The following is a 25,585-nucleotide window of genomic DNA, read 5'->3' as shown; positions in this document are numbered from 1 at the left end:
TCACCTCTGTCCTTTATCGTACGGAATGCCTTCCGCCTTCGGTGCCCTGGAGTTCTTGGATACAAACACCAGAACGATCAGGGAAATAATATATGGGAACATGTTGTATAATGTGCTGGGAAGCTTCAAGGCTACCAGCGCATCAAATCCTGTGTATACGTTTGACAGCGCACGGAAAAGGCCGAACAGAAGAGCTGCCAGTCCGATGTTTACCGGCTTCCACTGTCCGAAGATCATAACAGCAAGGGCAAGGAAACCAAAGCCGGCAACTCCGTTCTCAAATTTCCACTCACTTACACCGGCAGTAATATAAACCAGTCCCCCAAGACCGCCAAGTGCACCGGAGATCAAAACGCCAGCGTAACGCATTTTAAAAACATTGATACCTACTGAATCGGCTGCCTGTGGATGCTCACCACATGCCATCAGACGAAGTCCGAATCTGGTCTTATAAAGTACCACATAAGAAGCAATGAGGATCAGCAGTGCAAAAAGCATGAACCAGCTGAATTCAAATTTTCCAATTCTTATCAGGAACGCTTTCTTGGCCACCTTGTAAGCAACTGTGGAAGAAACGTTGTCTGGATTTTCTGCCATGTTGATGGCTCTTACGATAACAACAGCTGCTGCCGGTCCAAGAAGATTCAGGGCCGTACCAACCAGTGTCTGGTCTGCATTGAAATGAATGGCAGCCACACCAAGGAGCAGGGAAAATATCATTCCCACAAGCACACTGGCCAGAACCACCAGAAGGATCACAACTGGTGCCGGAGCGGAATCCGGAAGATATTTCATCATCAGGGCACCGCCAAGTGCACCCATAACCATAATTCCCTCAAGACCAATGTTGATAACACCGCTGTGCTCGGAAAAACAGCCGCCAAGTGCTACGAGAATCAATACAGAAGCAAATATTAATGTATACTGAATCAATAATAACATTATTTTTCTCCTCCTTTTGCAGCTTTTTTCTCATCTCTCCTGTCGAGATAACGGTTTAACCAGAGTTTGAAGAAGAATACAAATCCACACAGATAAATGATAAACGCGGAGATCAGATCAGAGATCTGTGCACAATACATGGTCTTATCCACATAACTTCCACCACTTGTAATGTGCTGGATAAAATAAGAGGAAAAAATTGCTCCGATGGGATGAAGGCCGCCAAGGAAGGCTGCTGCGATTCCATTAAAGCCCATGCCCGGAACGGTTGTCTGCTGAACCATCCAGGTCTCAATTCCGCTGAGATAGAAAACAGCTGCGCCAAGTCCTGCAAGGCCGCCAGCGATCATCATGGTTACAATGGTATTTCTCTTCTCTTTCATGCCGCAGTATTTTGCAGCATTTTTGTTCATACCTGTTGCGCGAAGCTCAAAACCGAATTTTGTTTTTTCCAGAAGTACCCACACTACGATCGCCATTACCACAGAAATAATAAGACCGATGGATACGAATTTGTTTCCGGAAAAGATCTCGTCCAGTCCACAGTTAGGAAGAAGAGCTCTCTTATTGCCGCTGGAAAGATCTACGGTGTATGGAGTAGACTCGGATTTCACCTGGGTAAGAAGCATATTCACCACATACAGGGAAATCCAGTTCAGCATGATACAGGAAATAACCTCGTTTACATTGAAGTAAGCCTTCAGTGCACCGGAGATGCCGCCTACCAGGGATGCGATCACGATTGCTGCGATCATGCATACATACCAGGGCATGCCAAGTTTTAATGCAAAATACAGGGAAGCTCCGGCTCCAACTACATACTGTCCTGCTGCTCCAATGTTAAAAAGTCCAACCTTGTAAGCAAACAGAACGGACAGGGAACACATCAGAAGTGCGGAAGCCTTTACCAGTGTGGTTCCCATATATTTCATCATAGCCTTCTGGCTTGGATAGTAAAAATAATTCTTGATAATTGCGGTAATCGCACCTGCAGCTCCTGCAGGATTGATAATAAGAAGTACCAGATAACCGATGAGAAGACCAATCACAATGCATAAAAGAGAGGCAATGATGGTCTGAACCGCATTGTTTCTCAGAATGCTTTCTTTCTTTTTGGATTCATTATTCATTGCTCTTCGTCTCCTTTCTCTTTGATCCTGCCATGTAAAGGCCAAGTTCCTCTACGGTTACTTTCTTCGGATCAAATTCTCCTACGATTTCACCTTCGTACATTACCAGAATCCTGTCTGATACATTCATAACCTCATCCAGCTCCAGACTGATCAGAAGAACGCCTTTCCCTGCATCCCTTGCCTGTACCAGCTGTTTGTGAACATGCTCGATTGCTCCAACATCCAGTCCTCGGGTAGGCTGAACTGCGATCAAAAGCTCCGGATTCTTATCAATCTCACGGGCAATGATTGCTTTCTGCTGGTTTCCACCAGACATGGATCTCGCCTTGGTGATGGCACCCTGACCGGAGCGGATATCGTACTGCTCAATCAGGCGGTTGGCATATTTGCGGATCTCTTTGCGTTTCAAAAAGCCCAGTTTATTGGTGAACTGTGGTTCGAAATATCTCTGAAGGACAATGTTGTCTTCCAGGGAATAATCAAGTACCAGGCCGTGTTTGTGACGGTCTTCCGGGATATGGCTCATGCCGGAGGTAAGACGCTCACGGATTGGCATGTGAGTAATGTCTTTTCCATTCATAGTGATAGCGCCGCTCTTCAGTGGCTCCAGGCCGGAAAGTCCATAAACAAATTCGGTCTGGCCATTTCCGTCGATTCCGGCGATACAGACGATCTCACCTCTGTGAACCTGAAGGGAAACGCCGTTGACTGCGTTATTCTTATGATGCTTGGAAGCAACCACCATATCCTTGATATCCAGAACAACTTCACCGGGCTTTGCTTCTTCTTTCTCTACAACGAAGTTTACGTCTCGTCCAACCATCATGGCAGAAAGCTTCTCCGGGTTGGTATCTCTGATGTCTACAGTTCCGATGCATTTTCCCTTACGAAGAACGGTACAGCGGTCTGCAACCTGCATGATCTCACCAAGCTTGTGGGTAATGAACAGAATGCTTTTGCCCTCTGCTGCCAGGTTCTTCATGATCTGCATCAATTCCTGAATCTCCTGCGGGGTAAGTACTGCAGTAGGCTCATCAAAGATCAGGATCTCGTTGTCACGGTAAAGCATTTTCAGGATCTCGGTTCTCTGCTGCATACCTACTGTGGTATCCTCGATAATGGCATCCGGGTCTACAGAAAGACCATATTTTTCAGAAAGGGCCATAACCTTTTTACGCGCGCCCTCTTTCTGAAGGAAACCGTTTTTTGTGGTCTCAACGCCAAGGATAATATTATCCAGAACACTGAAGCATTCTATCAATTTGAAATGCTGATGTACCATTCCAATGCCCAGGTCATTTGCATCGTTTGGATCTTTGATTTCAACTTTCTTTCCATCTTTGTGGATCTCGCCCTCTTCCGGCTGATACAGACCAAACAGAACGCTCATCAAAGTGGATTTACCTGCTCCATTTTCGCCAAGCAGAGCGTGGATCTCACCTTTTTTTAACTGAAGTGTGATATTGTCATTTGCGATGATTCCGGGAAAACGCTTGGTTATTCCCAGCATTTCAATTGCATATTCACTCATCTTCGCTTTCTCCTTTTTTCATGGCAAAGTCGCAGACAGAAAGCACAAGTAATAAAACGGTTACTGATCACTTCATTCACCAAAAACCTCTCGAGTGAACAGTACTATAAGTCTTATTATGACGGCACTTACGTAAAAAAGGGGAGTGGCCACTGCTCACTCCCCTTTTTCTCACTGCATGGCCATTCTTCATGTTAAGACCAGTCTGCTTTCCTGTCAGAACCCTACCCGTGATTTATAATTGCATTTACTATGCGGAGTAGTTGGTTGTCTTATTTGATGCTGCCGTAATCATTTACTGTGATCTCAGTCTCTGGCATTGCTGTGATGTCGCTGCTTACTTCAATCTCGCCATTGTATAATTTCTTTACAAGATCTTTGTAATCATCTACAGTGAAATTGTCATCCCACTGGGTTGTCTCCATTGGGAGCTGTACGTAGTTGTCTTCCGGGTTCTCAGATATAAGACCAAGGTTGTCGATCTTTCCAGCGTAATCAGATTCCCAATTGCCATCCTTGATCGCATCAAGTGCAGTCTTTACAGTCGGTGCAAGACCCTTCATAGCGGATGTAACAGTGATGTCCTCGCCGATGATTCCGGACTGGTCAGAGTCAACACCGATTACCTTGCCGTCAACCTTCGCTGCTGCTTCTGCTGCAGATGTGTAGATTCCACCGCCGCATGCGAATACAACTTCTACACCCTTGCTTCCGTACCAGGTATCCATGTAAGCTGTGATGTCTGCGTCGCCGTAGAACTGTCCGCCGCATACATACTCAAGTTCAACGTCACTTGTGATTCCAAGCTCTTTGGCTGCTTCGTCTACGCCCTGAACATATCCATATCCAAAACGGGTAACAGCCGGTACAGACATACCGCCGAGGAATCCAAGATGCTTGTATCCAAGCTTCACAGCTGCATATCCAGCCATGTATCCGGAAATCTCTTCCTGATAGGTACAGCAGTAAACATTGTCTGCATTGTAGTAATCGGTCACTTCATAATCATCCGGATTGTAGGTGTATCCTTCGCCAACACCTTTCTCACAGATATCGCCTGCACTTACGTCTGGTGCAATAAACTTCACGTCCGGATACATCTCAGACTGCTCTACGATAGTAGCTGCGAACATATATCCCGGAAGTACGATCACGTTAGCTCCATCTGCTACAGCCTGGTCAACACTTGCGTTACGTGCCTCATCAGAGTCGCTCTCTGGTTTATAATAGTTGAACTCAGAACCATTCTCTTCGGACCACGCCTTACATGCCTCGTAAGTGGTCTGGTTAAAGCTCTGGTCTGTAATATCACCGGAGTCAGTTACCATGGCAATCTTCATATCTCCAGCCTCAGCCTTCACCTCTGTCACTCCGTAAGCTGGTACAAGGGAAAGTGCCATTGCACCTGCAAGAACCATAGCTGCAATTCTTTTCTTCATATTATTTTTCCTCCTTTTTTTAAATTGGCTTTGTTATCTCTACAATGACATATGTCTCACTTTTAAAACAGGACACATGTCCCTTTTTCTATATTTATTTTCATTTTCGTACAAAAAGGATATTTTTTCAAGTGTTTTTTAGTATATTTTTTTATATTTGGTTTTTTATCAAAAGACATATGTCTCTTTTTTTATTTTCCGTATCATATATTTTGCATTAATGATATTTATGCATCCGCACATAATAGCTGATACATAAAATCACAGTAGCTCCGCTCCATGCTGCAATCTCCGCAAAGAAAATACCGTCCTGCCCGATAAAATGGGGAAGAATCAGCGCAGCACTGATACGCATGACAAATTCGGCCATACCACTTACCATAGGCATTAACGTATCTCCCAGTCCCTGCAGTGCAGATCTGTACACATACAGGAAGTACAACACCCAGAGCATGGCAGCCATAATAGAAAGGTATTTAAAAGCAATTGCAAGTACCTCCTTTGTCTGCTGCGGTTCACCTGAGATGAAAAGTGAGAGGATATTTTTTCCAAATAAAAACATGGCAATAGAAATGATCAGTGAGGTTAGCAGGGAAAGCAGCATACTGCTGCGGACACCTTTCCTGATCCTGTCAATCTTTCCGGCTCCCAGATTCTGGCCCACATAAGTAACGATGGCATATCCATAGGAAATCGCTGCCATTTCCAACAGACCATAAAGCTTGTTTGTAGCTGTAAATCCTGCCACAAAAAGAAAGCCATAGCCATTGATCACGTACTGGACTACCAGACCGCCTACACCGATAATGATATTCTGAAATACAACAGGAATACCAAGCTTCATCAGACGGGCATTCATTCCTGCGGCAGACATAAAATCTGCTCTGGACAGATGAACAATATCAATTCTGCGTAAAATCAGGAAACAGTACACGGCAGAAAAACTCTGCGCAATCACAGTTGCGATTGCTGCCCCTGCCACACCCCATCCGAAGCCTGCCACAAAAAGGATATCCAATGAAATATTCAGTACAGATGCGATGATCATTGCCGTTAATGGTGTTTTACTGTTTCCCATAGCCCTTAAAGCAGCGGCAAACATATTATAAGCTGCAGTAGCCGGGATTCCGCAGAAAATAATACGCAGATATAATAATGACATTCCAATAATATTGGAAGGTGTATGCAGCCCTGTTAATACCAGTGCAGCAAAGGACTGGCTGAGAATGAATACTCCCACTGCGATGAATGCAGTCAGCCGGTAACTGTGTGCCAGAGATTTACGCAGATTTTCAAAATCCTTTGCACCATAATACTGGGAGAGCTGAATAGAAAATCCCTGAGTGAGACCAGTGGATATTCCTGTGACAACCCACATCAGAAAGTCAACCGCACCCAGTGCTGCAAGAGCCTCCACACCTGCAATCTGGCCAACGACCATAGTATCCACCATTGTATAAAGCTGCTGACAGATATTCCCCAACATCAAGGGAATTGCAAAAAGAATGATCAATCTCCCCGGCGAACCAGAGGTCATATCCTGAATCTTGGTTTTCATTAGTATAAACTTTCCTTTCCGAAGCATATTTGAGCTTCAATGGGGAATCAATACTCAAAATTAACGTCCATAATAATTCCCCCTTTGAGGCATATCATATGTTTATTTCAATTACATTAATTATAGTTTTTACTTATTTCTACGTCAAGCATATTACAGATCCGAATAAAAAGGAAACGGTAATCGTTTTAAACACGCTCTAGAAGAAAAAATGCACCAACCCGCTTGAGCCAGTGCGCATTTCGAGAAAATGTTATTTATATAATTTCTCCCAATGATCTTTTGTCATTACATTGGTATGTCCAACACGTACTTCATTAAAAAGTGGCACAGGAACTTCATTACAGGTATGATGGAAAACAAAGCCTAATTTTTCTTGTACGCGCTTTGATTTCCGGTTTCCATCGTAATAACCACACCAGATGGTTGTCATGCCAAGATCTTCAAACCCATGTCGTATTAGTGCACTGGCAGCTTCCGGCATATAGCCTCGTCCCCAGAATGGCTGCCCAAGCCAATATCCAAGTTCACATTCGTCATCCCGTTCGGTCATATCTGTATGGCTATTCAGAATTAATTCTATGCTACCAATCGCAATGTTATTTTCTTTTCTACAGATTGCGTAACACTCTGCTCCATTAAGCACATTTCTGATTACGTTTTTACTTTCTTCTACATTTTTGTGAGGAGGCCAGCCTGTAATAGGGCCAACTTCCGGATCCTTTGCATATTCAAATAAGCTTTCTGCATCTTCCTCAGTCCATTTTCTTAATATTAATCTTTGAGTTTCCAGCATTATCTTTTACCTCAACTTTTGTATTTCATTTCTTATCATACCAAGTATCAAATGAATCGTTCATCACAATTGGCGAAATCCAATAAAACTGCAATTTTATTTAGTAGCTGGCATATTTACTGCTGTCTTTGTTATAAACCACTAATCAATTTCCTCAAATAGTTCATCAAAGGTGATCTTTATTTGAGGGAAATGAATTAAGTGTAACTCGTCTTTATTTTCTTCAGTAATCGTCTTCAAAAGGTAGTATTTCGGAATCTCTCCTTCATAGTCTAGTTCATAGATTTCAACTGTTCTTTTACGCCAGTCAACAATCCAATACTCTTCAATCTCCTGTTCACAATATAACTGCATTTTCTCTGTCCGGTCATAATTTTCTGTTGATGGTGACAGAACTTCCATAACAAAACGCGGCGCATCTGTAAAAGTGTTTCCACGTCTTGATTTTGTACGGCAGTTTATGGAAGCATCAGGAATTACAATCTTGTTGTTTCCCTGATTATCTTTGAAACGATATTGAACATTATCCGAATATACATAGCATGTACTATTCTTTAACTGATATCTGATTGCTGCAACAAAATTTACAATTACCGCAGAATGTTCCGGCGTAGCTCCTGCCATATCTGTTATTTTCAAATCCCAATCCATGTTTTACACTCCTTTGTTTTATAATGTGGGTCAAGTTTATTATTAACCATTCCATTCACCTTTTTTATATTGAATGTATACAATTATTTTTGTTTACTTCATTATAACATCATCCCGGTTAATTAGAAAAGTAATTTTTATGTTACTGTTCACTGGTAACATTCCGCGAGGTGTTTTTTGTGAACAAAGTTCACAGAAAACCCGAGAATTGCGGCGCGAAATCATGCGAATGCATGATTTCTGTGCATCGCGGAGCGGTTACTGGTCACGGAGTGAACAGTAACATTTTTATCCGCCTCCTGTATTGGCATAATTTGCTATCGATTTTGCCCGGTTAGTTGTATTACATTTCATAGAAACAAAAAAACCTTGAAGAACCGTATTTCTACAATTCTCCAAGGTTATTCTTACGCTTGGACACATGTCACACCGAAGTATGACTTAAATATATATTCAGAATGAATTATTTATTTTTCTGAGCGATAGCTGCCTGAGCTGCTGCCAGACGAGCAACCGGTACACGGAATGGTGAGCAAGATACATAGTCAAGACCGATCTTGTTGCAGAACTCTACAGAAGATGGATCTCCACCGTGCTCTCCACAGATTCCGATGTGAAGGTTCGGGTTAACTGGCTTACCAAGTTTGATAGCCATATCCATAAGCTTACCAACACCAACCTGATCCAGTTTTGCAAATGGATCGTTCTCGAAGATCTTAGCATCATAGTAAGCGTTAAGGAATTTACCAGCGTCATCACGGGAGAAGCCGTATGTCATCTGAGTTAAGTCGTTGGTACCGAAGCAGAAGAAGTCAGCCTCAGAAGCGATCTGGTCAGCTGTAAGAGCTGCACGTGGGATCTCGATCATTGTACCTACTTCATATTTCAGATCTACGCCTGCTGCTGCGATCTCAGCGTCAGCTGTCTCAACAACAAACTTCTTAACATATTTAAGCTCTTTGATATCGCCTACTAACGGGATCATGATCTCTGGGCAGATATTCCAGTCAGCGTGAGCTTTCTTTACATTGATAGCTGCACGGATAACTGCTGTTGTCTGCATCTTAGCGATCTCTGGGTAAGTAACTGCCAGACGGCATCCACGATGTCCCATCATTGGGTTGAACTCATGAAGAGAAGCGATAATTGTCTTGATCTCTTCTACAGTCTTGCCCTGAGCATCAGCAAGCTTCTTGATGTCTTCCTCTTCTGTAGGAACGAACTCATGAAGCGGCGGATCCAGGAAACGGATTGTTACAGGGTTGCCCTCGAGAGCCTCGAACAGACCTTCGAAGTCTTCCTGCTGATATGGAAGAACCTTAGCAAGTGCTGCTTCTCTCTCCTCAGCTGTTGTGGAGCAGATCATCTCACGGAATGCATCGATACGTCCCTCACCGAAGAACATATGCTCTGTACGGCAAAGACCGATACCTTCAGCACCAAGCTCAACTGCTTTCTTAGCGTCAGCAGGAGTATCAGCGTTTGTACGAACCTTCATTGTTCTGTACTTGTCAGCCCATGCCATGATACGTCCGAACTCACCAGCGATTGTAGCGTCTACTGTCGGGATGATTCCGTCGTAGATGTTACCTGTTGTACCATCGATGGAAAGGAAATCTCCCTCGTGGAACTCTTTGCCAGCAAGTGTAAATTTCTTATTAGCTTCGTCCATAGCGATATCACCGCATCCGGATACACAGCACTCACCCATACCACGGGCAACTACTGCTGCATGAGATGTCATACCACCACGAACTGTCAGGATACCTTCAGCAGATTTCATACCTGTGATATCCTCTGGGGATGTCTCAAGACGAACAAGGATAACCTTCTCGCCTCTCTCAGCCCACTCTACAGCGTCATCAGCTGTGAATACGATCTTACCACAAGCAGCTCCTGGAGAAGCTCCAAGACCTTTGCCCATTGGTGTAGCAGCTTTCAGAGCCTTAGCGTCGAACTGCGGATGAAGAAGAGTATCAAGGTTACGAGGATCGATCATAGCTACTGCTTCTTCCTCTGTTCTCATTCCCTCATCAACAAGGTCACAAGCGATTTTCAGAGCAGCCTGAGCGGTTCTCTTACCATTACGTGTCTGCAGCATGTATAACTGGCCATGCTCAACAGTGAACTCCATATCCTGCATATCTCTGTAGTGTGTCTCCAGAGTATGGCAAACTTCTGTAAATTTCTTGAATGCTTCCGGGAACTTCTGCTCCATCTCAGCGATGTGCATAGGTGTACGAACACCAGCAACAACGTCCTCACCCTGTGCATTGGTAAGGAACTCACCGAACAGACCTTTGTTTCCTGTAGCTGGGTCTCTTGTAAATGCAACACCAGTACCACAGTCATCACCCATGTTACCGAATGCCATCATCTGTACGTTAACAGCTGTACCCCAGGAATATGGGATATCGTTGTCACGACGATATACGTTGGCACGTGGGTTGTCCCAGGAACGGAATACGGCTTTGATTGCACCAACTAACTGCTCTTTCGGGTCAGCCGGGAAATCGGAACCGATTTTTTCTTTATATTCAGCCTTGAACTGCATAGCAAGTTCTTTAAGGTCGTCAGCTGTAAGCTCAACGTCAAGTTTAACGCCTCTTTCAGCTTTCATTTTGTCGATAAGCTCTTCGAAATATTTCTTACCAACTTCCATAACTACGTCAGAGTACATCTGGATAAATCTTCTGTAGCAGTCCCAAGCCCAACGTGGGTTGCCGGATTTCTCAGATAATACAGCTACAACGTCTTCATTTAAACCAAGGTTCAGGATAGTATCCATCATACCTGGCATAGAAGCTCTTGCGCCTGAACGAACGGAAACAAGCAGAGGATTCTCGATGTCACCGAATTTCTTTCCGGTAACTCCTTCCATCTTGGTGATTGCTTCCATGATCTGACCCATGATCTCGTCGTTGATCTGTCTTCCATCCTCATAGTACTGAGTACAAGCTTCAGTAGTGATTGTAAATCCCTGAGGTACAGGAAGTCCAAGGTTTGTCATCTCAGCAAGGTTAGCACCTTTACCACCCAGAAGGTTTCTCATATCAGCGTTACCTTCTGTAAACATGTAAACCCATTTTGCCATTTTACATTTTCCTCCTAAAAATTTGTTCATTGGTAACTGTTCAGTATCTTCACAGTTACTTTCATAAACATAAACTATGTTTTATACGCACATAGTTATTTTATAGGCTTATTCGTCATTCGTCAAGGTAATTCTGGCAAAAAACAGTCAATTTTTTATCATTTTCTCAATTTTTCTTTTTTCTTCCAGTATTCAGCACCAGATGACGGGGAACACCATTTACCATGATCGGCTGATAATCGCCCTGGATCAGTGGTTTAATATAGTCGATAAAGTCCTTGGTCACATTATTTGCATCCTTGTTCATCCAGTTTCTCGGAACCAGCTTCTCTTCATTGGCGATTCGGTGTACATCGTAAATTCCAGTAGCTGCCATATATGGATCGTCGGATACACGGTCGATGACTACCATCTTGCCGGTGTCACCTTCATCTGCTGCCTTTACGGCTGCACCGCCAACCATCATAGCCTCATCAATATCCACCCGGGATGCCATATGGGAAGCGCTTCTCTGAAGGGTGGAAAGCTCTACGGCACGGGTCTTGCAGCCGCACTCTGCTGCCAGGAAATTCGCCAGATAGGTGGCAGTTCCCTGCAGCTGCTTGTGTCCAAATGCGTCCACATAATCTCCTACGCTTCCAAGCTCGCAGACATAACGTCCGTCAGCCAGCTTGATTCCTTCGGATACAGCAATGACAACGGAGGATTTCTTTTTCAGAAGGTCTTTCACTTTTGCGAGGAATTTCTCAATATCAAAGGGAACCTCCGGAAGGTAAATGAGATCTGGTCCTTCGCAGTCTTCTGACTTGGAAAGTGCAGTGGCGCCTGTAAGCCAGCCCGCATTTCTTCCCATGATTTCCATAATGGTAATCATATTTTTCTTATAGGTGAGACCTTCTGCGTCACGGATCACTTCCTTGGTGGAAGCTGCTATATACTTGGCTGCACTTCCGAAGCCTGGGGTATGATCGGTAAGTGCAAGGTCATTGTCAATGGTCTTCGGAACACCAAGGAATTTCTGGGTCTGTCCGGTAATGATGGCATAATCAGACAGCTTCTTGATGGTATCCATGGAATCATTTCCGCCGATGTAGATAAATGCATAGATTTCCAGTTTATTCAGAATATCGAAGATTTTCTCATAGATAGCTCTGTCTTCGTGGATTTCCGGAAGCTTATAACGGCAGGAACCAAGAAATGCGGACGGAGTCCTTTTCAGAAGCTCAATGTCAAGCTCGGAATGAATCTGGGTAGAAAGGTCGATATACTGCTCGTCAAGCAGCCCCTGGATTCCGTGAAGCATTCCATATACCTTGTCAAAGCCACGCTCTACTGCATTCTTGTATACGCCCGCAAGACTGGAATTAATTACAGATGTTGGTCCGCCGGACTGTCCTACAATAATATTTCTTTTCTTTGCCATGGTGGTATTCCTCCTCTATTTCGAATGGATGTGGGTGTCGAAAATTTCTATGCCATTCACCCTATAATTGTATAGTTTACCAAAGGCATATAACAAAGTCAATGTGATATTGTACGTTTTGCATATTTAATTATGTTTTTATGTCATTTTTATATGAATTATTTATATTTTGGACAAATAATGCAATTTTTTGATGGTGAAATTTACAGATATAGTGATATAATGGAGAAAACGCGCTCTGTGGAGTGCAGCAGACAGAATTCGCGCTCCACATATAACATCACACATGGAGGTTTTACATCATGAAAAGAGTTTTGGAAAATGACTTTCTGAAAGTGACCATTGACGACCATGGGGCTGAGCTGGTCAGCATTTATGACAAAGAGAAAGACCGTGAGGTGATCTGGCAGGGAGATCCCAGGTTCTGGGGACGTCATGCGCCGGTTCTTTTTCCAAATGTAGGAAAGCATTATGGAAATCATTACCGGATCGGTGATAAGGAATATGCTTCCAAGCAGCATGGCTTTGCCCGTGACACAGATTTCACATGTATTGATTCCACACTGGATTCCGTAACCCACCAGATTCGTTCTACAGAAGAGACCAAAGAGGTTTATCCTTTTGATTTCGTGCTCCGCATCCGTCATATTCTGAAGGGGCGCACCCTTACAGTCAGCTGGAAGGTAGCAAATAACAGTGACACGGATATGTATTTCGCCATCGGCGGACATCCGGCATTTCGTGTACCGGTTCTGCCGGATACCAGAAGAAGTGATTACCGTCTTACCTTCGACGGACAGGAAAGCCTTACATACCTTCTTCTTGATCCGGAGAGCGGCACGGCCAAGGCTGAGGAAAAGGCCACTCTGAAGCTGGAAAATGGCACCTGCCAGATTGAGGATCACATGTTTGACCACGATGCACTGGTATTTGACAATCAGATCACAAGGGCTGGCATCCAGCTGCCAGACGGCACTCCTTATCTGGAGCTGCGCTGTGTGGGATTCCCCAATTTCGGGATCTGGTCAGCTTCCCAGGATGCCCCATTTGTCTGCCTGGAGCCATGGATGGGACGCTGCGATGATTGCGGATTCACAGGAGATCTGTCGGAGAAACCATTTATCAATCATCTGAAAATGGATGAGATGTTTGAAACGGCATATACTATTGAAATATTCTAAATCGTGTTTGAAAAGGGCTTTCTGCAAGATGTTCGTCACAATTTGTGGGAGATCATGCCCGGATGAGGGCGCCGCAGCGGGCTACGCAACCGAATTTGGGCAAAATATACCGCAAAGCGAGGCGTGCAGATTGTGGGAATGATTTTTCAGACACATTCTAAGCAGAGCAAAAAAATATCGGTACACTTCCGCGCTTCTGGAAGTGTACCGATATTTTATTCACTCACTTTTCAGTTTCATAAGGCATCCTCAGTTTTTTCCCAGATTGTGTCTGAAAAAGGCTTTCTGCAAGATGTTCGTCACAATTTGCGAGAATGATTTTTCAAACAGGCTCTAGCATTAGCGTAAACTGCCACCATCACCACAGTAACCGCAAACACAAACATCATCCCATACTGATGGTATCCCTTTGCGAGCAGGCTCCTTCTGCCTTTAAAGCATCTGGACAAGGCCTGCAGAACCGCATAGTGAAGAACATAGATAAGCATGGAATAGTCTTTTCCCACTTTTGCCAATGCTCTGGTAAGAGAATTCTCCACATAAAAATTCTGCCAGCCAATAAAAAGAAGAAAGATGCAGATTGCCAGAAAAATGGTTCCAGCATACTCTTCCTGGGTTCCCAGGACATTTCGCTTTTCCAGCCACTTCTGCTCCATAACAGCCATATTCCAGAAAACAGGAAGTCCACACAGCAAAAATCCCATTTTCTTCCTGTCCAGAAAGCTAAGAAGAGCCTCCTTTCTGGATCCAAACCAGCAGCCCAGCCAGAAAAAGGGAAGTCCGCAGTACAGAAAGTTCCTTGCATAATAAATATGACAGTCTTCTTTTCCCACAAAAAACAGGGAATAGCTTCCCTTTATGAGACTTCCCGCCAACAGCACCGGAATCGCCAGATAAGCCAGCTTTCTCAGTCCCAGATGTTCTACAATAAAAGCAATTACAAGCACATAGAGAAGTGCCTGCAGATACCACAGGTGCGGTGAAAGCGGGGAAAAATTCCACAAAATAAAATCCTCCGGAACTCTTTTCTCAAACCTTGCAAGCAGTGCTTCTTTTATATTTTCTCTTTTCTCAACTGCCAGAAGGATTTCCCATAGCAGGTAAAACAGATTTGCGCCAATGGTAATGGTGAAAATTTTGCCAAACTGCTTCAGTTCCCGTTTCTTCGCCACTGTTTCCGGGTAAAAGAATCCGGTGATCATAAAAAACACAGGCACTGCAAAACGGCACAGGATCAGGAATTCATCTCCCCCCTGTATTTCCAGAGGCTTGTGGATCTCAACCACTGCAATAGCAGCCAGGCATTTCAAAATATCAATACACGTCCAACGTCTTTTTTTCATTTCCTCGTAACTCCAATAACTGCTGTTCCGGGCAAATACGGACAGCAAAAGGACCAACCATCTGATTTCAGAAAGTCAGCCCTTTTATTACTTTATATACACTCCACGCGGTTTCCACACGCTGCTGCGGCATTTTCAGATTCCTGTTATATGAGGATTCTGAACTGCCTGTCACATAAATCAGAATGTAAATTTATCTGCGAAGTAAGCATCCAGCTCATCAATCTTAATACGAACCTGCTCCATGGAATCACGGTCACGGACAGTTACCATTCCGTCAGTTTCGGAATCGAAATCGTAGGTTACGCAGAACGGAGTACCGATCTCGTCCTGTCTTCTGTAACGTTTACCGATGTTTCCACGATCATCAAATTCGCAGTTGTATTTCTTTGATAACTGAGCGTAGATTTTCTCAGCGCCCTCGTTCAGCTTCTTGGAAAGCGGAAGCACACCGATCTTAACCGGTGCAAGTGCCGGATGGAAGTGAAGGACTGTACGAACGTCGTTCTTCTCTGCATCCAGAACCTCCTCATCATATGCACTGCAAAGGAATGCAAGAACCACACGGTCAGCACCAAGTGACGGCTCGATTACATATGGGATATATTTCTGCTTCTTCTCATCATCGAAGTAAGTAAGATCCTGTCCGGATACATTCTGGTGCTGGGTAAGGTCGTAGTCTGTTCTGTCTGCGATTCCCCAAAGCTCGCCCCATCCAAATGGGAAAAGGAACTCAACGTCTGTAGTAGCCTTGCTGTAGAAGCTCAGCTCTTCCTTGTCATGGTCACGGTAACGTACTTCCTCATCCTTCAGTCCAAGAGAATGCAGCCAGTTCAGGCAGAAGCTCTTCCAGTATGCAAACCACTCAAGGTCTGTGTCCGGCTCGCAGAAGAACTCAAGCTCCATCTGCTCGAACTCACGGGTACGGAATGTGAAGTTACCAGGTGTGATCTCGTTACGGAAGGATTTACCGATCTGACCGATACCAAATGGAATCTTCTTACGGGATGTTCTCTGTAAGTTCTTGAAGTTTACAAAAATACCCTGTGCTGTCTCAGGTCTTAAATATACAGTATTCTTAGCATCCTCAGTTACGCCCTGGAAGGTCTTGAACATCAGGTTGAACTGACGGATATCTGTGAAATTGTGTTTGCCACAGGAAGGACATGGAACATTATGCTCTTCGATGAAATTCTTCATCTCTTCCTGAGACCATCCGTCTACAGAGCTCTCAAGCTCAATGCCGTGCTCCTGGCTGTAGTCCTCGATGATCTTGTCTGCGCGGAAACGCTCATGGCACTCTTTACAATCCATAAGCGGATCAGAGAAGCTTCCCAGATGTCCGGATGCGACCCAGGTCTGCGGGTTCATCAGGATGGCACAGTCAACACCTACGTTGTACGGAGACTCCTGAATGAATTTCTGCCACCATGCGCGCTTTACGTTATTCTTAAGCTCTACGCCAAGGTTGCCGTAATCCCATGTATTCGCAAGACCTCCATAGATCTCAGAACCCGGGTAAACAAATCCTCTTGCTTTTGCCAGAGCAATAATCTTGTCCATTGTTTTTTCCATGATATCTCTCCTCATTGTTTGATAGATGATTTTCTAATATTATACTCGCAACTTTTCTTTTTGTAAAGTTATACCGCGTACTCAATTCCGTACATTCTGCCGCAAAAACACAATTTCCGCACTTTTGAACAGCAAATCATGTGCTGCTATCGAAGTATAGAGCAAAGCACGTTAATCAGCTTTCCTGTTATGTGCAACATCCAATCCACTTACATCATAACTTCTAATATCTGCAAACTCTTAAATTTCTTATCCGTATTCCCTGCCACATAAGGCTGAATATGCCGTTCCAGCTCCCACAGCACCTCATCGGTCACTGTAAAGCTGTATAGCTTCGTCATGGGCGAGCTTACAATGTACTGCATGGTATAAAGTGCTGCCGGGGAAATCCGGCGGGCGGTTCTGGCTTCTCCGGGGCTTGCTTTCTTCAGGCAGTCCCCATCCAGGATTCCATGTGCCTCCTGGGAAAAGAACAGATTCTCTTTTCCGGTGATCTCCTCCCCACAGTTCACACACCGGAAAAGCTCCGGCATCAGCCCCTGCTCTGTCATAGTTCGCAGTTCAAAAATGCACCTTACCAGCCGGTCATCGATCTCCGGATTCAGGAGAGCCTTCACAGTAAGATAAAGAAGATTCATCATATTCTTCTCATCTGTGCCCTCTCTTCCGAAATAATCTGCCAGTTCCAGAAAGTAATAACCATAATAAACTCCCGGCTGTCTGGCGGCCAGCTCCACAAAATGATGGGTCACGGTCACCTGGTTCAGATTGTAGCTGCTGCGCCCTTCATACAGGGTGAAGTTCCCGAACACAAAAGGATTGGCAGCTGCCATAAACGGGCTGTTCTGCCGTCTGGCGCCCTTGGCGAAAGCGGAAATCTTCCCCCTCTCCCTGGTAAGAAGCACGATCCGCTTGTCATACTCTCCCACAGGCTGCGCAGAAAGTACAATTCCCTGTACCGTGATCAGATCACTCATATTCAGATTTCCTTCTTATCATATCCAAAGTTTTTGATCATAAAATCACTGTCACGCCAGTCTTTTTTCACCTTTACCCAAAGCTTCAGGTTTACCTTGGAGTCCAGCATACGTTCCAGCTCAAATCTGGCGTTGCTGCCGATCTTCTTCAGCATGGCACCGCCTTTTCCAATGATAATGCCCTTGTGGGAATCCCTCTCGCAAATAATGGTCGCCTCAATATCCACCATAGGATTTTTGCCCGGACGCTCCTTCATTTTGTCAATTGCCACTGCGATTCCATGTGGAATCTCCGCATCCAGTGCGTGAAGCGCCTTCTCACGGATCACCTCTGCCACGATCTGGCGCTGAGGCTGGTCCGTTACGGTATCCTCATCATAGAACATGGGTCCATAAGGCAGATATTTCAAAATACTGTCAATAATATCCTCTGTGTTCTGTCCGCGGAGTGCAGAGCAAGGGATAATCTCTGCAAAATCACAGATCTTGCGGTACGTATCGATTGCCGGAAGGATCTCCTCTTTTTTCACTGTATCGATCTTATTAATGATCAAAATGACCGGCACGCCAACGCCCTGGAGCTGCTCTGCAATGTGGCGCTCACCGGCTCCAATGAAGGTAGACGGCTCAACCAGCCACATAATTGCATCCACCTCTTTCAGGGTACGCTCTGCAACGGCTACCATATACTCTCCAAGCTTATTCTTCGCCTTATGGATACCAGGCGTATCCAGAAAAACGATCTGTCCCTTCTCACAGGTATAGACTGTCTGGATGCGGTTTCTGGTGGTCTGGGGCTTCTTGGATGTGATCGCGATCTTCTGGCCGATCAGATGGTTCATCAGGGTAGATTTCCCAACGTTCGGGCGGCCAATAATTGCAACAAATCCGGATTTAAAATCTGGTGTCATTAAAATATATCCTCATCTTTCTTAACTTTTATCAGCAGCTTACCAGCGGCTTGGTCTCCATAAATACATCCTTCGCCTTCTCGATTGCATTCTCGCTTCCAACCACACAGAGCTGGTCATCGGAGAGAACTGCCTGGATCAGAGGAGCCAGTGCATGGATATCCTCTACTGTAGCATTCAGGATCTGGTCACGCTCTTTTTGCAACATCTCCACAGTGAGACCGCGGAAATAAGCCATTCTGCCAAGGGCGCCCTGTGTCTGCGGTGTTCTTGGAACATCCTTTCCGCTGATGGTACCGATAATGTATTTGGTCATCTCACGTTCATCCGCTGCAAAGGTACGCACATATTCCGGCACACCCTCATATATTTCAAGAGTTCTGCGAAGATGGGGATCTCTGTAGGAAACGAAATAACTCTCCCCGCTTCTCTTAAAGCCGCTCATACAGCCGTATGCGCCCCCCTTTACACGAAGATTGATCCACAGATAATCATAGCTTAAGGCAACCTTCAGAATTTCCAGGGCACCGGTATAGGTAAAGCCTTTTTTTACAAAGTTACCGGTTCTTGCCACATACTGAACCTGTCCGGAGGTCTTAAAGCCCTCGTTCTTTTTCCTGCAGGTAATGGCAGTTTCCGGAACCTCACAGGTACTCTCCGGCAGACTCTTCTTCAGGGCACCGCTTAAGGCCTTCACCTGTTCCACAGACTCTCTTTCTCCGGTATAGCTTACCATGAAGGAATCCTTTCGGATGATCTCTGCCATGGCATTCTGAAGTCCGGCTACGATCTCGTCCTTTTTCTCCTGAAAATTCTTCTCAAGGTCTTCGATAAATTTGTAATAGCCAACGCCTGCCATCTCATCCTGATATTCTGCCATTGGAGAACCGTAGGCAGCGCTGCGGAGTACTGCTGTCTGATGGCCTGCGCCAATCAGGGAAGCCTGTCCTCTGGACCTGATCTCCCCGATAATCTCACCAAGACGTCTGGTATCTGAAAGCTTAGAAGTATTCAGGATTTCTTCCATCATCTGGAACAGGAAATCCATCTGGGAATACAGTGCTTTGCCACGGATGGTAAACATGGTACGGAATGCTTCCGGGTCGTTCGCCTTGTCAAAAACATCTATGCCGCACTGGATACCGCCGGTTCTGGCATTGGTCTCATTAAACAGCTGACCGTAAGTGTAATTCTTTGTATCCACATATCCGAGAACAGACTTCAAAAGTCCAAGATAATGGACCTTCTCAACAGCCATATCCTTAATCTCGAACATAATATTTACATAACCGATTCCATTGGTGCATACATCCTGATACAGGAACAGACTGTCCTCCACCTGAAGCTCTTCATTGGAAAAACCATTCACTTCTTTGCGGATATCGGAACGCTTCAGCATAGGAATGCATTCCAGGTCCTCCGGTCTCTCCTCAGACTCCTGGTAAGCCTCAAGGGCTTTTGTCTTTCTTACCATTTCTTCCAGCTGTTCATCGGAAAGGCTGCTTCTGTATGCTTCCAGCCTGTCTGCCAGCTCTTTCTCACGCTGGGCTGCAAGACCGCGCTTCGGCACAAGAGTCAGGATCGCACCATGTGTATTGTCCAGAAGCCATTTCTGGATCAGATTCTCGAAATAGCCTTCATTTACTGCAATTTTCAGCTGATCATAAATCTCCAGAAGCTTTACCTGGGAAAAAGCATTCTCATCATCATAAAGCCAGCTTCCCATAATATCCAGTCCATACATCAGACCTTTTGGAAACTGTCCAAAATCTGCTTCGCGGTAACGGAACTCCATGTAATTGATTCCGGAAAGAACCGCCTTCTTATCAATTCCATTTTTCACAATGTCCTGAAGGCAATTTCGGATAATGGAAACAAATTCCTCCTTCCGGGCAGCTCTGGCACCTTTTGCAATCACGGAGAAATACGGCTGCAAAACACCGTCGCTGTAATCGCCATAAATATCCTTACCGATTCCGGCGTCCAGAAGAGCCTGCTTCAGCGGTGCTCCCGGCGCACTTAAAAGTGCATAATCCAACACATCAAATGCCACACCCAGGGTACTGTCCATGGCATTTCCTACAACCATGTTATAGGAGAGATAGGTGTTATCCTCTTCTTCCTCGTTCTCCGCAATGGGATACTCGATCTGCAGGTCTTTCACCTGGGAAAAAGCTGCCTGCTCCTTAATACTGGAATCAACGTCCAAAGCCTCAAATGCGGACAGATATTTCTCATCAATAAATCGCAACTTCTCTTCCATGTCCATATTTCCGTAAAGGTAAATATAGCTGTTGGACGGATGATAGTAGGTGCGGTGGAAATCCAGAAACTCTTCATAGGAAAGCTCCGGAATATTCTCCGGATTGCCGCCGGATTCCACGCCGTAGGTATTGTCCGGGAAAAGATGGTTCATAATTTCTCTTTCCAGCACCTCGTCCGGGGAAGAAAATGCGCCCTTCATCTCATTGTATACAACACCATTGTATGTGAGCGGGCCTTCCTTCTTCTCCAGATGGTAATTCCATCCTTCCTGGCGGAAAATCTCCTCTTTCTTATAAATATTCGGGTAAAAAACAGCGTCCAGATACACATGCATCAGGTTCTGGAAATCCTGGTCATTGCAGCTTGCCACCGGATAACAGGTCTTGTCCGGGTAGGTCATGGCATTCAGGAAGGTATTCAGAGAGCCCTTTACCAGCTCTACAAATGGATCCTTCAGCGGAAACTCGCGGGAGCCGCACAGAACGCTGTGTTCCAGAATGTGGGGAACACCGGTGCTGTTCTTCGGCGTAGTACGAAAGGCAATGGAAAATACCTTATTCTCATCATCATTCTCGATCAGAACCAGTCTGGCTCCTGTTTTCTTATGGCGAACCAGATATCCGGCGGAATGGATATCGGTCAGATTCTCCTGTTTCAAAACCTCGTATGCAGGAATGTTCTCTTTTTTCATTTTTTCCTCCAAATAGTGCCCAATCAGTTTGTTTAAACAACCGGTATTGGGATGTATTTAATTCATTTCTTCGATTATGCTGAATTACACTGCACTTAAAAGCTTTATACAATGCAGCTGATAATTCCGGAGCATCTTCAACTTCTTGCATTAGTATAACACACAAAAAAGTATCTTACTACAACAAAATTCTTTTAAAAAGAACCGCCCCTGCGGGCGAATCTGGTAGGATTCTTCCTGCAGGGGCGGTTCTGATTATTTAATTGTGATTTGTTAATCCTGTTCTTTTTTGCGGCGTCTTCTGGTTGTTTCTTCGATTGCGAGAGCTGCAACAAAGAACAATGCCATATAGAAGCCGATTGGTGTGTCATCACCTGTCTTAACACCTGTGGAGGTGCCTGGGGTTGGTGTAGGAGTTATGGTCTCCTCAGGAGTTACAGTAGGTGTTGCTTCCGGTTGTTTCTGGTTAATGATGGTTACCTCTGCATTGAGATTATTTTCATCAAACAGTACATTTCCATTTTCAACAGTTACTGCGTATCTGAATCCGTCTGTACCATCTACCAGATTTCCTTCTGCATCTGTCTCTGCAACATAGAGCGTAAAGGCTTCATCCGGTATTACAACTGCCTGTGTACTCTCAGATACTGTGGAGCCGCCTGCAAGATCAAGTGTCAGGATGTTCTTCTCTGTTCTTGTGGAAAGAGTTGTGCACTCTTTGTCATCAAAGATACCTGCATAGAAAATCTCATCACTTTCCAGGGCATTTCCATCTGCACCAAGAAGCTTCTTGGTTACATTCAGAGTCGCGATCTTGTAGAATCCATCCGGCCATTCGCTGAACTGGTTCTCGAATGTGATGCTGCTCTTTGCGCCATCCTCAGTTACGGTGATTGCCTGTCCCTGTGGATAAACCGGTACATAAACCTTTTCATCCGGCGTCATGCCTGAATCAATTGCTTTTCCGGTTACATCTGTCTCACTTACATAGTAGGTTCTTCCAAGATCCAGATTGGTAAAGGTAACTGTGGAAGAAGATGCATTCTTAAACTCAAGTGCTTTTACATCAGAAGCAGGAATTGTGCATTCTGCATCTGCGAAAAGTGCTGCGTAGAAGGTCATATCCTTAGCGCCTGCAAGTGCATCGTTCAGCTTCAGTTCCTTGGTGATCTCAATAGCAGCGGTCTTGCTCTTTGTCATGGCATCCTTCATCTCAACTGCATTTTTGGTGTCATCTGCATCAACAGTGAAGGTGATCGGCTCTGCGATCTCATATCCTGATGGTGCTTCTGCCTCAACCAGTTTGTAGGTCTTGCCAAGAACAAGTTTCGCTGTGATCACATGTGGTGTACCATCTGAGGTCCACTCTTCCACAACCTTATCCTGGTCATCTACTACCTGAAGTTTTGCTCCTGCAAGAGCTTTCAGGGTGGTGTCGTCTACCTTGGAAATGGTAACCTTGGTAGTATCGTTGACAAATTTCATGGCTGTCTCAGTGTAATCTTCTCCATTTACCTTGGTGGTAAGCTTCAGAGTTCCGTCACGGTTGTCTTCTACATTTACAGTTACTGTATAAACAGTTTTGTCGTATACGTAGGTGTCTGCCTCTGATGGGAGCTTTTCGTTTACGGTGTAGGTAAAGGTCTTGCCAGCATCTTTCTCTGTATAGGAAAGCTTGCTGAAGCTGATCGCACCTTTCTCGTCGTTCTTAACTGTCTCAATTACCTTGCCATCTGCATCTTTCAGTTCGAATTCGAAGGTTCCAAGCTGCTCAGCTTCTACCTTCATGGACTTCTGGGCTTTCAGTTCAAGGTCAGCGGAAGCGCTGTAGGTATTCGTGAAGGTAACTGCTCCAGTGAGGTCTTCACTCTTTACAGGTTCGCCGTTCTTTGTGACAGAAGTAACTTTCGCTGTTAACTTGCCTGCATTGTCGTCTGTTACGTCTACTTTTACAACGTATTTTCTTTCATCATACTGGTATGCCGGTTTCTCATCTTTTACTTCTGTGATCTGGTAATAATGGGTTCCGGATTCCTTGTATGTGATGATTGGGAATGTGATGGTGCCGCCGTCAGCATTCTTCACAGTTTCGTTGTAACCATTTTCTACTGCCTTTCCATCTGCATCCATTTCTGTTGCCTGGAAGCTGAACTGCTCTGCTTCCAGTGTCTGGCCTTCCAGAGTCTTGGTTGCACCAAGAGCGATCTGACCAGATGTGGTGTAGGTGTTGGTAAATTCCATACCTGTTACAGTGGCATCCTCAGAGGTTGCCTTGGAGGAATGGATGACTGGGGTTACGGTTAAGGTACCGTTGCCTGCATCTGTTACGGTTGCGTTGATGGTGTAGATGGTGTCGTCGTAGGTGTAACCTGCTGCGTCACCTTTCACCTCATTTACGGTGTACTGGTATTCGCCGGTATCATCTACTTTCTTATCTGTGTTGTCTTTTACAAGGCTGTACTTGATTTCGTCAAAGGTTACGTTTCCGTCAGCATCGTTGGTCTTGGTCTGAAGAACAGTGCCATCTTTGTCGCGAAGTTCGAATGTAAACTGACCTTCTGTAAGTGGTGTCTCTGTGGTTGTCAGAGTCTTCTTAGCTGTCAGGTTCAGACTTCCGGATGCGGAGTAGGTGTTCTTCATCTCAACTTTGTTGTCGATGTCATTCTCACTTACCGTAAACTCAACAGGATCTGCCAGGGTATAACCAGCTGGAGCGGATTTCTCGACTAACTTGTAGGTTTCGCCGAGGATCAGTTTGCCAGTGATTACGCGTGGGTTGTCCTTAGTTGAAGTTGTCCAACTATCGATTACCACGCCGTCCTTGTCCTGGATTTCGAGTACTACGCCTGAAAGCTGATTGCCAAGGGCGTCTACTTTGGTGATGGTTACCTTGGTGGTGTCATCTTCTACCAGGTATACCTTGTTACCATCTGTATCTGTTGTAGTTTTTGCATTGGTTTCAATAGTTCCATCTTTTTTAACAGTAAACTCAATATCTGTTGCATACTTATAACCAGCAGGAGCTACTGTTTCTCTAAGAATATAGCTCTTTCCAGCTTCAAGTTTAGGACCAAAGTCGTGAGTTTTACCTTTTTCAGAAACCCACTCATCTACAGTCTTACCTGTTTCCTTATCAATTACTACAAGATGAGCACCTTCTACTTCTTTACCATTTCCAAGTTCTACTTTGTTGACATTGAAATGTAGTTTGGCATCTACCAGAGTCAGTTTATTGCCAACTATTGTTTTGTTGTCCACTGTAATAGTTCCATCAGCTTCTACTTTAAAGGTAATTGGATCTGCTGCAACATAACCTGTCGGAACGTTGATTTCCTCCAGTATATAAGTGTTTCCTGCAATCAGCTTCCCAATAATATCATAACTGGTTTCATCTGTCTTCCAGCTTGCTACTGCATTTCCATTACTATCTTTTACAGTAATCTGAAGTTGCGCATCTTTAACTGGGTTGCCTTTGTCATCGACTTTATCAACAATTACTGTGGTCGGTGTATTGATTACATCATAATCGCCAATTCCTTTTGTAGTGATATATCCGTCTACTTTATCCTCTGTTATGGTGTATTCAATTTCCTTTCCTTTTTCGTATTTCGGCTGATCTGCAAATTTCCATTTCCAATCGTCTGCCTTTGATACGGTCTTGGAAGCAACCAATTTGCCATTTGCATAAAGGTTAATGGTAATAGTTTCTGGTCTGATGTCTGCATTGCCATTGTCATTCCAGGTCTTGGTTCCTTCGATATCTACAGTTCCCGGTTTATGGGTATTTGTGATGTTGTTCTTGTTACTTGCATCGTAGGAAGTCTCATAATCTTTTACCGGGGTTTCTGCCACACGGTACGTGATCTTCTGCTGGTTCTCATACTCCGGAAGGTTTCCGAAGCTGTAGCTCCAGATATCACCGGCTGTATTTGTCCAGGTTGCCTCTTTCTCTACCGGCTCTTCTTTTCCGTTTCCGACAGTCCTGTAGAGCTTCAGCTCCACTTTCTCAGGTCTCAGACCGTCCTGGTTGCTGTTGTCATCCCAGGTCTTGGTTCCGCTGATCTTCACGGTTCCA

The 25,585-nt window shown here is 44.7% G+C and carries 18 protein-coding genes; 1 reads left to right on the top strand and 17 read right to left on the bottom strand.

The genetic code is table 11. From position 1 onward, the window contains the following. From AB5706_RS07780 to AB5706_RS07740, 9 genes are all read right to left on the bottom strand, one after another. Nucleotides 1–942, bottom strand: a complete 942-nt coding sequence (locus tag AB5706_RS07780) for an ABC transporter permease (RefSeq protein ID WP_173719035.1) — start codon at nt 940–942, stop codon at nt 1–3. After that, a complete protein-coding gene (locus AB5706_RS07775; protein WP_173735179.1) occupies nt 942–2,072 on the bottom strand; it encodes an ABC transporter permease in 1,131 nt (376 codons plus the stop codon). The genes AB5706_RS07780 and AB5706_RS07775 overlap by 1 nt, the downstream gene beginning before the upstream one ends. Next, nucleotides 2,065–3,606: an ABC transporter ATP-binding protein gene (locus tag AB5706_RS07770; RefSeq protein WP_148462316.1), complete on the bottom strand. Its 1,542-nt coding sequence runs from the start codon at nt 3,604–3,606 to the stop codon at nt 2,065–2,067. Before AB5706_RS07770 ends, AB5706_RS07775 begins: the two co-directional genes overlap by 8 nt. Before the next feature lie 272 nt (nt 3,607–3,878). Then, nucleotides 3,879–5,045, bottom strand: coding sequence for a BMP family lipoprotein (locus AB5706_RS07765; protein ID WP_173735180.1), 1,167 nt, complete (start codon nt 5,043–5,045; stop codon nt 3,879–3,881). Nucleotides 5,046–5,262: 217 nt separating this feature from the next. Further along, entirely contained in the window at nt 5,263–6,603 is a 1,341-nt protein-coding gene (locus AB5706_RS07760; protein ID WP_173716882.1) for an MATE family efflux transporter, read from the bottom strand. 253 nt (nt 6,604–6,856) lie between these two features. Next, nucleotides 6,857–7,399, bottom strand: coding sequence for a GNAT family N-acetyltransferase (locus AB5706_RS07755; RefSeq protein ID WP_148462320.1), 543 nt, complete (start codon nt 7,397–7,399; stop codon nt 6,857–6,859). A 141-nt stretch (nt 7,400–7,540) separates the two neighbouring features. Continuing rightward, nucleotides 7,541–8,050 carry a Uma2 family endonuclease gene (locus AB5706_RS07750; protein ID WP_148462322.1) on the bottom strand — a complete coding sequence of 170 codons (510 nt, stop codon included), beginning with the start codon at nt 8,048–8,050 and terminating at the stop codon, nt 7,541–7,543. A 463-nt stretch (nt 8,051–8,513) separates the two neighbouring features. Beyond that, the gene (gene ppdK, locus AB5706_RS07745; protein ID WP_173771075.1) at nt 8,514–11,144 is read right to left on the bottom strand and encodes a pyruvate, phosphate dikinase; all 2,631 of its coding nucleotides are present in this window, start codon (nt 11,142–11,144) and stop codon (nt 8,514–8,516) included. A gap of 166 nt (nt 11,145–11,310) precedes the next feature. Further along, entirely contained in the window at nt 11,311–12,567 is a 1,257-nt protein-coding gene (locus AB5706_RS07740) for a 6-phosphofructokinase (RefSeq protein ID WP_148462325.1), read from the bottom strand. Nucleotides 12,568–12,869: 302 nt separating this feature from the next. Between AB5706_RS07740 and AB5706_RS07735 the strand changes: the two genes are divergently transcribed. Further along, nucleotides 12,870–13,748 carry an aldose 1-epimerase family protein gene (locus AB5706_RS07735; RefSeq protein WP_173716884.1) on the top strand — a complete coding sequence of 293 codons (879 nt, stop codon included), beginning with the start codon at nt 12,870–12,872 and terminating at the stop codon, nt 13,746–13,748. Between the two features lie 81 nt (nt 13,749–13,829). Here the strand turns inward: AB5706_RS07735 and AB5706_RS23075 are convergent, their stop codons facing one another. The 8 genes from AB5706_RS23075 to AB5706_RS07695 form a co-directional block, all read right to left on the bottom strand. Further along, complete coding sequence (locus tag AB5706_RS23075; protein WP_319017818.1) at nt 13,830–13,904, bottom strand: DUF6783 domain-containing protein; 75 nt, start codon at nt 13,902–13,904, stop codon at nt 13,830–13,832. Nucleotides 13,905–13,971: 67 nt separating this feature from the next. Further along, on the bottom strand, nt 13,972–14,064 hold the full coding sequence (locus AB5706_RS07725; protein ID WP_368356966.1) for a DUF6783 domain-containing protein: 93 nt from the start codon (nt 14,062–14,064) through the stop codon (nt 13,972–13,974). Continuing rightward, nucleotides 14,048–15,091 (bottom strand): acyltransferase family protein, encoded by a 1,044-nt coding sequence (locus AB5706_RS07720; RefSeq protein WP_173769365.1) that lies wholly within the window; start codon nt 15,089–15,091, stop codon nt 14,048–14,050. The genes AB5706_RS07725 and AB5706_RS07720 overlap by 17 nt, the downstream gene beginning before the upstream one ends. A 180-nt stretch (nt 15,092–15,271) precedes the next feature. Beyond that, nucleotides 15,272–16,666, bottom strand: coding sequence for a glycine--tRNA ligase (locus AB5706_RS07715; RefSeq protein ID WP_173735377.1), 1,395 nt, complete (start codon nt 16,664–16,666; stop codon nt 15,272–15,274). Between the two features lie 209 nt (nt 16,667–16,875). After that, a complete protein-coding gene (gene recO, locus AB5706_RS07710; RefSeq protein ID WP_173771076.1) occupies nt 16,876–17,643 on the bottom strand; it encodes a DNA repair protein RecO in 768 nt (255 codons plus the stop codon). Nucleotides 17,644–17,645: 2 nt separating this feature from the next. Continuing rightward, complete coding sequence (gene era / locus AB5706_RS07705) at nt 17,646–18,554, bottom strand: GTPase Era (RefSeq protein ID WP_118578648.1); 909 nt, start codon at nt 18,552–18,554, stop codon at nt 17,646–17,648. A gap of 31 nt (nt 18,555–18,585) precedes the next feature. Beyond that, a complete protein-coding gene (locus AB5706_RS07700) occupies nt 18,586–21,510 on the bottom strand; it encodes an insulinase family protein (protein ID WP_173771077.1) in 2,925 nt (974 codons plus the stop codon). A gap of 273 nt (nt 21,511–21,783) precedes the next feature. Next, nucleotides 21,784–25,585, bottom strand: a 3,802-nt coding sequence (locus AB5706_RS07695; RefSeq protein WP_368365975.1) for a SpaA isopeptide-forming pilin-related protein, incomplete at its 5' end; no start/stop codon positions are given.

The organism is Ruminococcus sp. RTP21484sp1_RTP21277st1_D2_RTP21277_210401, assembly GCF_040924225.1.
GTDB classification, from domain to species: Bacteria; Bacillota; Clostridia; order Lachnospirales; family Lachnospiraceae; genus Blautia_A; species Blautia_A faecis.
The sequence above is the reverse complement of the archived record's forward strand: the minus strand, read 5'-3'. Positions and strand labels throughout refer to the sequence as shown.

Coding starts and splice junctions, on each gene's coding strand:
- ppdK (WP_173771075.1), bottom strand. CDS start 11,144: ATGGCAAAATGGGTTTACATGTTTACAGAAGGTAACGCTGATATGAGA.
- AB5706_RS07720 (WP_173769365.1), bottom strand. CDS start 15,091: ATGAAAAAAAGACGTTGGACGTGTATTGATATTTTGAAATGCCTGGCT.
- AB5706_RS07780 (WP_173719035.1), bottom strand. CDS start 942: ATGTTATTATTGATTCAGTATACATTAATATTTGCTTCTGTATTGATT.
- AB5706_RS07700 (WP_173771077.1), bottom strand. CDS start 21,510: ATGAAAAAAGAGAACATTCCTGCATACGAGGTTTTGAAACAGGAGAAT.
- AB5706_RS07775 (WP_173735179.1), bottom strand. CDS start 2,072: ATGAATAATGAATCCAAAAAGAAAGAAAGCATTCTGAGAAACAATGCG.
- AB5706_RS07740 (WP_148462325.1), bottom strand. CDS start 12,567: ATGGCAAAGAAAAGAAATATTATTGTAGGACAGTCCGGCGGACCAACA.
- AB5706_RS07755 (WP_148462320.1), bottom strand. CDS start 7,399: ATGCTGGAAACTCAAAGATTAATATTAAGAAAATGGACTGAGGAAGAT.
- AB5706_RS07760 (WP_173716882.1), bottom strand. CDS start 6,603: ATGAAAACCAAGATTCAGGATATGACCTCTGGTTCGCCGGGGAGATTG.
- AB5706_RS07750 (WP_148462322.1), bottom strand. CDS start 8,050: ATGGATTGGGATTTGAAAATAACAGATATGGCAGGAGCTACGCCGGAA.
- recO (WP_173771076.1), bottom strand. CDS start 17,643: ATGAGTGATCTGATCACGGTACAGGGAATTGTACTTTCTGCGCAGCCT.
- AB5706_RS07735 (WP_173716884.1), top strand. CDS start 12,870: ATGAAAAGAGTTTTGGAAAATGACTTTCTGAAAGTGACCATTGACGAC.
- AB5706_RS07765 (WP_173735180.1), bottom strand. CDS start 5,045: ATGAAGAAAAGAATTGCAGCTATGGTTCTTGCAGGTGCAATGGCACTT.
- era (WP_118578648.1), bottom strand. CDS start 18,554: ATGACACCAGATTTTAAATCCGGATTTGTTGCAATTATTGGCCGCCCG.
- AB5706_RS07770 (WP_148462316.1), bottom strand. CDS start 3,606: ATGAGTGAATATGCAATTGAAATGCTGGGAATAACCAAGCGTTTTCCC.
- AB5706_RS07715 (WP_173735377.1), bottom strand. CDS start 16,666: ATGGAAAAAACAATGGACAAGATTATTGCTCTGGCAAAAGCAAGAGGA.